Consider the following 12,797-nt stretch of genomic DNA (forward strand, 5'->3'; position numbering starts at 1 on the left):
GACACGTTTGTGTCTCTTTGGTTCCGCTTGACCCGCGGATGAGGGTCGTGCCGATCGGGGGAAATACTTATTACATAAGAAGAAAGCCGCAGATCACATTACGCGCTGCGTCTCGCCCCCCGTTTACGGATACCAGCGTATCGAAACAGAGTTTGAAAAAATTGCAAGCCTTGCCGTCGCGAAAGTGTTTACGGCATTTGACACTGCCCTCGGCCCCGCCTTAGCGTTGGGCTCTGTTTAAAATGGGGGCGGATGTGCTGGATCAGCCAATCGTACAGATCAGGGAACTCAGGGTAGAATTCCAAACAAAAGATGGCCCTGTCGTTGGGGTTGAGAATGTTTCGTTCTCGGTAAACCCGGGCGAAACGGTCTGTATCGTCGGCGAATCGGGATCGGGAAAATCGGTTTCCTCGCTGTCGCTGATGCGTCTTGTGGAATTTGGCGGCGGCAAAATTGCCGGTGGCCAGCTGCTGTTTGACCGAAAAACAGGCACCGATCTCGATTTGGCCCAGACCGATCAGGATCTGATGCGCCAGATTCGCGGAAACGAGATCGGGATGATCTTTCAGGAGCCGATGACCGCCCTGAACCCGGTGTTCACCATCGGCCGTCAGCTGACCGAGGGTCTGCGCGTGCACAAGGGGATGACCCGCGACCAGGCAGAACAGCGCGCGCTGGCCCTGCTGCGCGAGGTGCGCATTCCCGAACCCGAGCGCCGGCTGAAGCAATATCCGCACGAATTGTCAGGGGGCATGCGCCAGCGCGTCGTGATCGCCATGGCCATGGCTTGCGAGCCGCGATTGCTGATCGCGGACGAACCCACCACGGCGCTGGACGTGACCATCCAGGCCGAAATCCTTGCGCTGATGGACCGGTTGAAACGCGAAACCGGCACCGCCGTGATGTTCATCACCCATGACATGGCGGTGGTGGCGCAGATGGCCGACCGTGTCGTTGTCATGTTCCGCGGCAACAAGGTGGAAGAGGGCACCGTCGAGGAAATTTTCGAAAACCCCCAGCACGATTATACCAAGTCGCTTTTGGCTGCCGTTCCCAAACTGGGCGAAATGCGGGGCAAGGCCGCCCCCGAACCGATGAAGCTGATGGGGGTCGAGGGGCAGAAGATCGAACCGATCCCTGGTACGGACGAGGTACTGCTGACTGTCAAGAACCTGACCACGCGGTTTCCGGTCAAGGGCGGTTTCCTGCGCCGCACGGTGGCCAACGTGCACGCGGTCGAGGATATCTCGTTCACGCTCAACAAGGGGCAAACCCTGTCGCTGGTGGGCGAATCTGGCTGTGGCAAATCCACCGCCGGGCGGTCGATCCTGCGGCTGGTCGAACCGCTGTCGGGCGAAATTGACCTTGATGGTGTCGATATCATGAAGCTGGATGCCCCGGGGCTGCGCAAGGCGCGTCTGGATATGCAGATGATCTTTCAGGATCCCTTTGCCTCACTCAATCCGCAGATGCAGCTGATGGACCAGGTGTCCGAACCCCTGCGCAACTACGGCACGCGCTCGGGGCAGGAAATCAAGGACCGCGTCGCGATGCTGTTTGACCGGGTCGAACTGCCGCGCAGCTTCATGCGCCGCTATCCCCACGAACTTTCGGGCGGGCAACGCCAGCGTGTCGCCATTGCGCGCGCCTTGGCGCTGAACCCCAAGCTGATCATCGCGGACGAGGCCGTTTCGGCGCTGGACGTGTCGGTTCAGGCGCAGGTGTTGAACCTGATGATGGAGTTGCAGGCCGATCTGGGACTTTCTTTCCTGTTCATCAGCCATGACATGGCCGTGGTCGAACGGGTCAGCCATCAAGTCGGTGTGATGTACCTGGGCCGGATCGTCGAACTGGGTCCGCGCGCGCGGGTGTTCGAGAACCCGCAGCACCCTTACACTCAGGCGCTGATGAAGGCGGTGCCCATCGCCGACCCGCGCCGCCGCAAATCGGAAAAGGATCTGAACTTCAAACCGATCCCGTCGCCAATCCATGGTCTGGACTATGTGGCCGAACCCTCGGTCTATGATGAGGTTGAGCCGGGGCATTTCGTCCTGACGACCGACAGCGGATACTGAATCATGCCTGAAACCCTCAGTGCGAAGGCCATCATGGACCGGCTGGTGTCCTTTCCGACCGTCAGCCGCGATACCAACCTGCCACTGGTCGATTGGGTCGAGGAATATCTGAACAGCCACGGGATCGAAGCGCACCGCTTTTACAAACCGGATGAGCCCAAGGCGGCGCTGTTTGCCCATGTCGGCCCGTGGGAGGAAGGGGCCGTCGTGTTGTCCGGGCATACCGATGTCGTGCCGGTAGATGGCCAGCCCTGGGACAGCGATCCGTTCGAAGTGATCGAAAAGGACGGCAAATATTTCGGGCGCGGCACCTGCGACATGAAGGGCTATGACTCGATGGCCATCTGGGCGCTGGTCGAGGCGAAAAAGCGTGGCGTCAAACGCCCGATGCAAATTGCGCTCAGTTTCGATGAAGAGGTCGGATGCACTGGTGCCCCGCCGATGATCGAGGCGATGCAGCCGGTCCTGCCCAAAGGATCGGCCGTGATCGTCGGGGAACCCTCGATGATGAAAGCGGTGACCGGGCACAAGGGCGGGCAGGGTTTTACCGTACGGGTGACCGGGTTCGAAGTTCATTCCTCGCTTTTGCCCACGGGCGTCAGCGCCGTGATGGAGGCGGCGCGGATCATCGACTGGATCAATCGTACCAACGCCGAAACCCAGTCCCGGACGCCCACGCCCATAGCCGCCATGTTCCACCCGCCGTTCACCACCATGCATGTGGGCCGCATCCAGGGCGGCACCGCGCGTAACATCACGGCCAAGGATTGCTGGTTCGACATGGAAATGCGGGTCGTTCCCGGCGAGGACAAGGCAACCTGGGCCAAGGCGTTTGAGGATGAGGTGCGCTGCGTCGAACAGGGGATGAAGGCGATCCAGCCCAGCAGCGGGATCGAGATCGAACCGCTGTTCAACGTCGACGGTCTGCGCCCTGAACAGGATGGCGAGGCCGAATCGATTGCCCGCGCCATCACCGGCGACAATGCCAGCCATGTGGTCAGCTATGGCACCGAGGCCGGGCAATTTCAGGCGGCGGGATATTCCGCCGTGGTCTGCGGGCCGGGCGACATTGCCCAGGCGCATCAGCCCAACGAATTCATTACCGTCGCGCAGTTCAACGCCGGGGTTGATTTCATGGACCGGCTGGTCGCGAGATTACAGGAAGGACAGTAAATGCCGATCAAGAACCGCCTTGCCGAAATGCATGATGAAATCACCGGCTGGCGCCGGCATCTGCACACCATCCCCGAACTTCAGTTCGATCTTTCCAAGACCGCAGCCTATGTCGAGGACCGGCTGCGCGAGATGGGGATCGAGGATATCACGACAGGGATCGCGCAAACCGGGATCGTGGCAGTGATCAAGGGCAGGACCGATACCTCGGGCCGGGTTATCGGTTTACGCGCCGACATGGACGCGCTGCCCATTTCCGAGGCGACGGGGCTGGACTATGCCAGCACCCATCCGGGCAAGATGCACGCCTGTGGCCATGACGGGCATACGGCGATGTTGCTGGGCGCCGCGAAATACCTGAACGAGACGCGCAATTTCGACGGTACCGTCGTGTTGATCTTTCAGCCCGCCGAAGAGGGCGGCGGCGGTGGCCGCGTGATGTGCGAAGAAGGGTTGATGGAGCGCTGGGGCATTCAGGAGGTCTATGGCATGCACAACATGCCCGGCCATCCGGTGGGTGAATTTGCCATTCGCACCGGGCCGCTGCTGGCCTCGGCGGATCAGTTCGACATCACCATCACCGGCAAGGGCGGCCATGCCGCCGCGCCGCATCAGGCGGTGGATACAAACCTCGCCGCCGCGCATGTGCTGATCGCCCTGCAATCCATCGCCTCGCGCAATGTCGATCCGCTGGATCAGGTGGTGGTGTCGGTCTGCACCTTCCGCAGCGACAGTGAGGCGCATAATGTCATTCCGCAGACGGTTTTGCTGCGGGGCACCGTGCGGGCCCTGTCGAACGAAGTGCGCGACCTGGCCGAAGAGCGCTTGAAACAGATTGTCACCCTGACCGCGCAGGCCTATGGCTGCAGCGCCGATATTGACTATGAGCGGGGCTATCCGGTGACGGTGAACGCGCCGGACAACACCGATTACGCCGCCGATATTGCCGAGATCGTGGCCGGAAAGGTCGACCGCGACACGCCGCCCATCATGGCGGGCGAAGATTTTTCCTTCATGCTGGAAGAACGCCCCGGCGCCTATATCTTTATGGGCAATGGCGAGGGGGCGATGGTCCATCACCCCGAATACAATTTCAACGACGAGGCGATCCCGGTTGGCTGCAGCTGGTTCGCCGAGGTCGTCGAACGCCGCATGCCCGCGGCGTGAACCAAAGAACAGGAGAATACGAAAATGCCCGTCAAGAACCGCTTTGCCGAATTGCAGGATGAAATCACCGAATGGCGCCGTGACATTCACCAGCACCCCGAAATTCTGTTTGAAACCCACCGCACCAGCGCGCTGGTGGCGGACAAGCTGAAGGACTTCGGCTGTGACGAGGTGGTGACCGGGATCGGGCGCACCGGGGTCGTGGGTGTGATCAAGGGCAAATCCGACACATCGGGCAAGGTGATCGGGCTGCGGGCGGATATGGATGCCCTGCCGATCCATGAACAGACGGGGCTGGACTATGCCTCGAAAACGCCGAACGCGATGCATGCCTGCGGCCATGACGGGCACACGGCGATGCTGTTGGGGGCGGCGAAATACTTGGCCGAGACGCGCAATTTCGACGGCACGGTCGTGGTGATCTTTCAGCCCGCCGAAGAGGGCGGCGGCGGCGGCAAGGAAATGTGCGACGATGGCATGATGGACCGCTGGGGCATTCAGGAAGTGTACGGGATGCATAACTGGCCCGGTCAGCCGATCGGCAGTTTCTCGATCCGGCCGGGCGCGTTTTTCGCCGCGACCGATGTGTTCGAGATCGAATTCGAAGGGCGCGGCGGGCACGCGGCCAAACCACATGATACCGTGGACACCACCGTGATGGCCTCGCAGGCGGTTCTCGCGCTTCAGACCATTGCCAGCCGCAATGCCGACCCGATCGATCAGGTGGTCGTGTCGGTGACCTCGTTTGAAACCTCGTCCAAGGCGTTCAACGTGATCCCGCAGCGGGTCGAACTGAAAGGCACCGTGCGCACCATGAGCGCCGAGATGCGCGACCTTGCGGAAAAGCGGATCGGTGAGATTTGTTCCGGCATCGCGGGTACATTTGGCGGGACGGTCAAGGTCAACTATCACCGCAACTATCCGGTCATGGTCAACCACGAGGAACAGACCGAATTCGCCGCCGACGTGGCGCGTCAGGTGGGTGGTTCCTGTAACGAGGCACCGCTGGTGATGGGGGGCGAGGATTTCGCCTTTATGCTCGAAGAACGCCCCGGCGCCTATATCCTGATGGGTAATGGCGACACGGCGATGGTGCATCACCCGGAATACAATTTCAACGATGAGGCGATCCCGGTCGGATGCAGCTGGTTCGCCGAAGTTGTCGAACAACGGATGCCGGCGGCCTGAGCGATATCAACGGCTTGGCGAAAAAATGTTTCGCGCGCGAAACATTAATTTCCGCTAATTATTTGTTTGGTAAGGGAAAATTAACCTGACAGTGCGCCGTACACGGCTTCGATCCCGGCAGCCTCGGCTGCGGCGCTAAAGCTTTGGCTGGCAATGTCGCGTGCGGCGGTTGCCATGGCGGTGAACCTGTCGGCATCGCCCAGCAGGGCAAGGGCGGTCTCGGCGGCCTGATCGGGGGCCTCTTGCGGGACGATCACGCCGCTGCGTCCCTGGGTCGAAAAGGCGGGGTAATATCCGGCCTCGCTGCCGACAAAGGGCACGCCGCTTGCCATGCCTTCGAGAGGAACCATGCCGTAACCCTCGTACCGGGGCAGTTGCATGACCAAAGACAGGGCGCGCATCACCGCCGGCAGATCGGCGGCGGGGATTTCACCGGGAAACAGGATGCGGTCGGCAAGGCCGGCGGATTTGACCTGCGCCCTGAGCCCGCCCAGAAACCCCTGATGTTCGCGCGCGGAGCGCCCGATCACCAGCGCGGTTGCGCCGGGCAAATCTGGTAGAAGGCGCAGCATGGCCCGCACGAACAGATCTGAACCCTTTTCCGGGCGGATGCGTCCGACGCTGGCAATCCCCATGCTTCCCCCATATCCCAGCGCGGCCCATGCGGCGGCGCGATCAGGGGCGGGATGAAACAGATCGGTGTCCACGCCATGGGGCACCACGGCGCGCACATGGGGCACAAATTCGGCGGCTTTGTCGGTGGTGGCAATCACCGCATCCATGCGCGAGATCAGCCAGCGGGGATAGGCTGAGTGCAGCCGCTGTGCGGCCGAGGTGAACACGATGCGGATCGGCAGGCGCAGCACGTCACGCGCCCAGATGGCCGCGCGCATTTCCGGGTTGCGGCGCACGTGCCAGATCGAAAACGCCTTGCCTGGGGGCGGGATGCGCGACAGGGCGCGCGCCTGTGCGGGGGTGATCGGATCGGGACACCCGGGGAGGGGATGCCCCACAAGGGCAAGATCGTGGGTCTTGACCTGCTGGCGGATCACATTGGCGGCGGTGGCCGACACTCCGGTGAAATTGCGGTTGAAATTGGTGACGAAGAGATCAGGCATGACCATCGTCCAGCGCCAGCGCGGTGCAGAGTGTTTCAACCACGTCGGCAAGGGCCGCTTGCCGGGAGGTGGCGAATTTTCCGGCAGCGGCGCGGGCGGTTTCAAGCAGGGCCGAATTGGTCAGCCAGTTGTCGATCTGCTGGGAAAGTTCCCTGGCCTCCCGGATTCGAACCGCGCCGCCAAGGGCGATCAGCGGGTCGAAGGTTTCGGCAAAGTTGGTCACATGCGGGCCAGTCAGCACAGCCGCGCCCGACTGTGCCGGTTCAAACGGGTTGTGCCCGCCGATGGGGAGCAGTGACCCGCCAAGGAACACGATGGGCGAGAGCGCGTACCACGTACCGGTTTCGCCCAGGGTATCGGCCAGATAGACCTGCGTTTGCGGGGTGATCGCCTCGCCCTTGGTGCGGCGCGCCGTGGTGAGCCCGGCCTCGGCCAGCAATGCTGCAACCTCCTCCCCGCGTTCGGGGTGGCGGGGCACGAGCAGCAGGCACAGGTCGGGGTGGGTCGCAAGCAGGTGCTTGTGCGCTTCGACAACCGTTTCTTCCTCGCCCGCGTGGGTGGAGCTGGCCACCCATGTGGGGCGTCCGGCCAGCGCCGCGCCGATTTTGTCACGTGTGACCCCATCGACCGGCAAAGGGTCGGATGTGGATTTGAGGTTCACGCCGGTGCTGACGCGGCCCGGATCGGCGCCCATGGCCAAAAGGTTATCGGTTGCCTTGCGGTTCTGGGTCAGCATCACGGCGAACTGATCCAGGATGAACCGCGCGGTGTCGGGCCATTTGCACCACCCGCGCACCGATTTTTCCGACAGCCGGGCGTTCAGCAAAGCTAGCCGCGCGCCGCTGGCGCGGGCGGTGACCAGGGTGACGGGCCAAAGCTCGCTTTCGACAAAAACACCGGCAACCGGGCGCCAGTGCTTCAGGAACCGGGCCACCGGGGCCGGGGCGTCCAGCGGCGGAAACTGGTGCCGGGTGCGGGGCGGCAGGCGTTTTGTGATCAGCGCGGCCGAGGTTGCGGTGCCGCTGGTGATCAGGAACTCATGGGTCGGCAAGCGACGGCCCAGATGGGCGATGAGGGTCAGGACCGACAGGCTTTCGCCCACGCTGGCGGCGTGAAACCAGATCACCGGGGCCTCGGGGCGGGGCTCGGTTGCGTGGCCCATGCGTTCGGCGATGCGGTCCCCGGGCAGGCCATGGGCGCGCAGTTTGCGCGCGACCGAGCGATAGGCCAACGGGGCAATCACCCGCGTCGCCATCCGATAGATGCGAAACAGGGGCGTGGGGGCGCCGGAAAGGGGGGGCATCAGCCGCCTGTGTGGCTCATGTGGCGGGACATCTGACCATCGAGCTTCTGGCGGGAATAGTCGAAATCATGGCCCTTGGGCTTGTGCAGGATGGCGGCGCGAATGGCCTCTTCCAGCGGTTCGTTGCTGTCGGGGTTGTCGCGCAGGGCGGTGCGCAGATCGGCGTTGTCCTCTTGCCCCAGGCACATGAACAACTCACCCGTGCAGGTCAGGCGCACGCGGTTGCAGCTTTCGCAGAAATTATGGGTCAGCGGGGTGATGAACCCGATCTTCTGTCCCGTTTCCTCAAGCCGCACGTACCGCGCAGGCCCGCCCGAACTTTCGGCCAGGTCGGTCACGGTGTAATGCTCGGCGTAAGCCGCACGCACGTCTTTCAGCGACCAGTATTGATCTAGCCGGTTTTCGTTGCCGATATCGCCCATCGGCATCACCTCGATCCAGGTGAGGTCCATATCGCGTTCTGCGCACCATTGGGTGATCTGGGGCAGTTCGGGTTCGTTGAACCCTTTCAGTGCCACGGCGTTGATCTTGACCCGCAGGCCCGCGCGCTGGGCCGCGTCGATGCCGCGCATGACCTGGGGCAGGCGGCCCCAGCGGGTGATGTCGGCGAATTTCTGATCGTCCAGCGTGTCGAGCGAGATGTTCACCCGCCGCACGCCCGCCGCATAAAGATCATCGGCGTATTTTTCGAGCTGCGAGCCGTTGGTCGTCAGCGTCAGTTCCTTCAGCGCGCCGCTGTCTAGATGCCGGGTCATCGCATTGAAAAACGTCATGATCCCCTTGCGCACAAGGGGTTCGCCCCCCGTGATGCGCAGCTTTTCCACACCCAGCCCGATGAACGTCGAGCACATGCGATCCAGCTCTTCCAGCGTGAGCAGTTCCTTCTTGGGCAGAAAGGTCATGTTTTCCGACATGCAATAGACACAGCGGAAATCGCACCGGTCGGTTACGGAAACGCGCAGGTAGGTGATCGCGCGGGCAAAGGGATCAATCAAGGGTGCGGACATGACCCAATAGGTAAAGCGCCCACCCCGGCGCGGCAAGGGTGATAATGTGCCGAAGAGGTGGGCTTTGGTCGGGGGGGCATGGTCGGTGAGGGCGGCAAGCAGTAATTCGGGATGCCGCAACGCCCAAAGCCGCCTGCGGCGATCAGCATGCCGTCATGCAGGACACCGCCCAAAGCGGATTTCGCATCAGGATAGAACTTCTTCATGCTGCGACCTTTCTCAGTCCCAGGAGTTCGCGTGCGTGCGCCCAGGTGGCGACCGGGCGTTCATATTTTTCACAGATATCAACGGCGCGCCGCACGAGCGCGGCATTCGAGGGCGCCAGCATATTGCGGTCGAGCCGCACGTTGTCTTCAAGACCTGTACGGGTGTGGCCGCCCTTTGCAATCGACCATTCGTTGATTGTCAGTTGCGCAGGGCCAATCCCGGCGGCACACCACTGCGCATCGGGGGCAAGCCGTTTGAGGGTCTCAATGTAGAAATCGAAGATCGGCTCGTCAGCGGGCATGGAATTCTTCACGCCCATAACGAATTGCACATAGAGCGGCCCCTTGAGCCGTTCGTCCGCTGCCATACGCGTGGCCTGTACGATATGGCCCAGATCAAAGGCCTCGATCTCGGGCTTCACATCGTGGGCCAGCATTTCTGAGGCCAACCAGTCGACCAGGTCGGGGCTACTTTCATAGACACGGGTCGGGAAGTTGTTGGAGCCGACCGACAGCGACGCCATGTCAGGGGCGAGCGATAGCATTCCGCCGCGGTCTCGACCTGCGCCGGACCGCCCCCCCGTCGAAAGCTGCACGATCATGCCCGGGCAGTGTTTTTCCAGGCCCTCCTTCAACCGCGCGAACCGTTCCGGGTCCGATGTTGGCTTGCCCGCGTCATCGCGTACGTGGCAATGCGCGATGCTTGCACCTGCCTCAAAGGCTTCATGGGTGCTTTCGATCTGTTCGGAAATCGTGATCGGTACAGCAGGGTTGTTGTCCTTCGTCGGGAGCGACCCGGTGATGGCGACGCAGATGATACAAGGTGTGTTCATGTCGGCCTCAAACGTCGAAGAAGACGGTTTCGGCATCGCCCTGAAGGCAAATGTCGAAATGATAGGTGCTTCCGTCGGCGTTGGCGATCAGCGTCTCACGTCTATGCGCCTGCTCGACCAGATTCAGGACGGGATCTGCGGCGTTGGCCTTGTCCTCATCCCCGAAATACATCCGCGTATTGAGGCCGATATTGATACCACGCGCCACCAGCCAGAGGTTCAGATGCGGTGCCATCGGCCGGTCGTTCCGACCCATGACGGCGCCCGGCTTGACCGTTTCAAATGAAAACTTGCCTGTTTCGAAGTCTGGGATCACACGGCCCCAGCCCCGAAAACCATTCTCGACCTCGCCCTTGCCGGGATAGACGCCGTCCGCATTGGCCTGCCAGACCTCGATCAATACATCCTTGACCGGCGCACCGGTGCCATCGGAAACGGTACCGGTCACAGTGATCCTCTCGCCCTTGGCATTCGGACCCGAAATGTCGTGGCCCAGTTCCTTGCGGTAGATGCCAAATCCGGCGGCGCCCGGAGCAAGCCCGATATGGACATAGGGGCCAGCTGTCTGCGACGCGGATTCCTTTAGATAATTCAATGCCTGTTCCATGATCAATTCCCCTCGGGCCGGTTTTCAAAGAAGGTCGAGCGCTGCCCGCGCAGAACGATGTCGAACTTGTAGGCAATGCTGTCGAGCGGCACGGTTGCGTTCAAATCCAACGCCGCAACAAGCTGGTCGATGGCGCGCTGATCCGGGATCGTCTTGACGATGGAACATTTGGCGATCAGCGGATCACCCTCGAAATACATCTGGGTGATCAGACGCTGCGCAAAGGCTGTGCCAAAGACCGAAACGTGGATATGTGCAGGCCGCCAGTTGTTGACCCAGTTGCGCCAGGGGTATGCACCGGGTTTGACCGTCCGGAACACATAATACCCCTGATCGTCGGTCAGCGTGCGTCCGCATCCGCCAAAGTTCGGATCAATCGGGGCAAGGTAGGTGTCTTTCTTGTGCCGATAGCGGCCACCTGCATTGGCCTGCCAGATCTCGACCAAGGTGTTCGGAACGGGACGGCCGTGTTCATCCAGTACCCGCCCGTGAACAATTATCCGTTCGCCGATTGGGTCGCCGGATTTCGCATAATTACGGATCAGATCATTGTCCAGAGGGTCGATATCGGAGTGGCCGAAGGTCGGGCCGGTCAACTCGCTGTCTGAATTCTGAAGCGACAGCAGCGCGTTGCGCGGTGAACGGGCAACGCTGGTCTTGTAATCCTTCGTGTAAGCCGGGGGGTGCCACTCCCGATCACGCTGAATGAGTTCTCCGGTTTTCATTGGTCTTGCTCCTCCATCTCGGCATAGGTTTGTTTAGCCAGCTTGATCGCGTGGTTTGCGGCGGGAACGCCTGCGTAGATCGCGACGTGCTGAAAGGCTTCGATCACATCTTGTTTCGTCGCGCCGGTTCTGGCGGCTGCACGGATGTGCATCGGGATTTCATCGAAATTCTTCGTCGCGGCCAGCAAGGCCAGCGTGATCATCGAGCGTTCGCGTTTCGAGATCGCGTCTGACGCCCAAACCGTGCCCCAGGCAGCTTCAGTGATCAGAGTTTGAAACGCTGTGTCAAAATCGGTTTTTGCGGCTTCGGTTTTGTCCACATGCGTATCGCCCAGAACAGATCGACGGGTTTTCATCCCTCGGTCAACGCGGTCGTCCAACATGGAAAGCTCCTGATGTTTTGTTTGTTGTAGCTACGCATAACTGTTCATTTTTGTTCTAAATATTGATATTTATGGAATAAATGATAACATCAGGATTATGAATTGGGATGCTCACCTCCGCCTTCGACACCTGCGGTGCTTTCTTGAAATCGCGCGCGTCGAAAGCGTGTCCATCGCTGCGGATCGGCTTAATGTCACGCAGCCTGCGGTCTCGCGCAGCCTGAAGGAATTGGAAGAGATTTTGAGCGCACAGCTCTTTGACCGGGTCGGGCGCGGACTGCGGTTGAACGAAGCGGGCCGGGTATTTCAAAGCCATGCTGCCGCCTCAATGACCGAACTCATGCGCGGGCACGACCGCTTGGCCAAGGATGGCGGCGCGTCGGTCCGGTTGTCGGTCGGTGCATTGCCGACGGCCTCGACCGATCTTTTGCCGCGCGCCGCCTTGCGGTTTCGCGAAGAAGCGCCAAACGTCCGGTTGCATATTCTGACCGGGCCAAACTGGTTGCTCTTCAACCAGCTTCGCGATGGATCACTCGATCTTGTGGTGGGCCGCATGCCAGAGGGAGAGGCGGCTTCGGGTGTGACGTTCCAGCAGCTTTACGTCGAAGACGTGGTATTGGTGTGTCGCCCCGGTCACCCAATCCTGAAGACGCCGTCGCCAGAGGACAGCGTTGGGCAATTTCCCCTTATCTTGCCGCCGAAAGGGGCCGTGATTTCCGGAACGGTCGACCGATACCTGTCCAGCATTGGTTTGCCGGAAATGCGTGGCGATTTCGAAACCGTCGCCTTGCCAGTCGGGCGGAAGATCGTTCAATCCTCGGATATGCTTTGGTTCATTTCGCGAGGGGTGGTCGCAGAAGAATTGCGGCTGGAAACGTTGCTTGTCGTGGATCTCGCGTCGCCGCTTTTGTCAGGGCCCGTTGGTATCAGCGTGTCGCGTTCCGCGCCGCTGAGTGTCGAGCGAAGCGTCCTGTCTGAATGCCTGATGTTCTGCGCCAGTGGCATGGCGTGA

12 protein-coding genes and 1 pseudogene are annotated in these 12,797 nt (G+C 61.2%); 6 read left to right on the forward strand and 7 right to left on the reverse strand.

What is annotated here, in order from left to right:
* Nucleotides 1-254: 254 nt before the first annotated feature.
* The 4 genes from ACXYMO_RS12185 to ACXYMO_RS12200 are packed head-to-tail and all read left to right on the forward strand — an operon-like array spanning nt 255 to nt 5,603.
* On the forward strand, nt 255-2,075 hold the full coding sequence (locus ACXYMO_RS12185) for an ABC transporter ATP-binding protein (protein ID WP_458878958.1): 1,821 nt from the start codon (nt 255-257) through the stop codon (nt 2,073-2,075).
* A gap of 3 nt (nt 2,076-2,078) precedes the next feature.
* Nucleotides 2,079-3,248 carry an acetylornithine deacetylase gene (gene argE / locus ACXYMO_RS12190; RefSeq protein WP_458878959.1) on the forward strand — a complete coding sequence of 390 codons (1,170 nt, stop codon included), beginning with the start codon at nt 2,079-2,081 and terminating at the stop codon, nt 3,246-3,248.
* Nucleotides 3,249-4,415, forward strand: coding sequence for a M20 aminoacylase family protein (locus ACXYMO_RS12195; protein WP_458878960.1), 1,167 nt, complete (start codon nt 3,249-3,251; stop codon nt 4,413-4,415).
* Nucleotides 4,416-4,439: 24 nt separating this feature from the next.
* Complete coding sequence (locus tag ACXYMO_RS12200; protein ID WP_458878961.1) at nt 4,440-5,603, forward strand: M20 aminoacylase family protein; 1,164 nt, start codon at nt 4,440-4,442, stop codon at nt 5,601-5,603.
* 80 nt (nt 5,604-5,683) lie between these two features.
* Here the strand turns inward: ACXYMO_RS12200 and ACXYMO_RS12205 are convergent, their stop codons facing one another.
* The 7 genes from ACXYMO_RS12205 to pcaC form a co-directional block, all read right to left on the reverse strand.
* The gene (locus ACXYMO_RS12205) at nt 5,684-6,721 is read right to left on the reverse strand and encodes a glycosyltransferase family 4 protein (RefSeq protein ID WP_458878962.1); all 1,038 of its coding nucleotides are present in this window, start codon (nt 6,719-6,721) and stop codon (nt 5,684-5,686) included.
* Nucleotides 6,714-8,024, reverse strand: coding sequence for a 3-deoxy-D-manno-octulosonic acid transferase (locus ACXYMO_RS12210; RefSeq protein WP_458878963.1), 1,311 nt, complete (start codon nt 8,022-8,024; stop codon nt 6,714-6,716). The genes ACXYMO_RS12205 and ACXYMO_RS12210 overlap by 8 nt, the downstream gene beginning before the upstream one ends.
* Nucleotides 8,024-9,031, reverse strand: a complete 1,008-nt coding sequence (gene moaA, locus ACXYMO_RS12215; protein WP_458878964.1) for a GTP 3',8-cyclase MoaA — start codon at nt 9,029-9,031, stop codon at nt 8,024-8,026. The genes ACXYMO_RS12210 and moaA overlap by 1 nt, the downstream gene beginning before the upstream one ends.
* A gap of 202 nt (nt 9,032-9,233) precedes the next feature.
* Nucleotides 9,234-10,070, reverse strand: coding sequence for a beta-keto acid cleavage family enzyme (locus ACXYMO_RS12220; protein ID WP_458878965.1), 837 nt, complete (start codon nt 10,068-10,070; stop codon nt 9,234-9,236).
* 7 nt (nt 10,071-10,077) lie between these two features.
* Nucleotides 10,078-10,677, reverse strand: coding sequence for a protocatechuate 3,4-dioxygenase subunit alpha (pcaG, locus tag ACXYMO_RS12225; protein ID WP_458878966.1), 600 nt, complete (start codon nt 10,675-10,677; stop codon nt 10,078-10,080).
* A 2-nt stretch (nt 10,678-10,679) separates the two neighbouring features.
* Nucleotides 10,680-11,402 (reverse strand): protocatechuate 3,4-dioxygenase subunit beta, encoded by a 723-nt coding sequence (pcaH, locus tag ACXYMO_RS12230; protein ID WP_458878967.1) that lies wholly within the window; start codon nt 11,400-11,402, stop codon nt 10,680-10,682.
* Nucleotides 11,399-11,785, reverse strand: coding sequence for a 4-carboxymuconolactone decarboxylase (gene pcaC, locus ACXYMO_RS12235; RefSeq protein ID WP_458878968.1), 387 nt, complete (start codon nt 11,783-11,785; stop codon nt 11,399-11,401). Before pcaC ends, pcaH begins: the two co-directional genes overlap by 4 nt.
* A gap of 97 nt (nt 11,786-11,882) precedes the next feature.
* Here pcaC and ACXYMO_RS12240 point away from each other — a divergent pair.
* Nucleotides 11,883-12,026 (forward strand): annotated as a pseudogene (locus tag ACXYMO_RS12240) (LysR family transcriptional regulator); the annotation flags it as partial.
* 87 nt (nt 12,027-12,113) lie between these two features.
* Nucleotides 12,114-12,797 carry a LysR substrate-binding domain-containing protein gene (locus ACXYMO_RS12245; protein ID WP_458879082.1) on the forward strand — a complete coding sequence of 228 codons (684 nt, stop codon included), beginning with the start codon at nt 12,114-12,116 and terminating at the stop codon, nt 12,795-12,797.

This window comes from Arenibacterium sp. CAU 1754 (genome assembly GCF_054482635.1).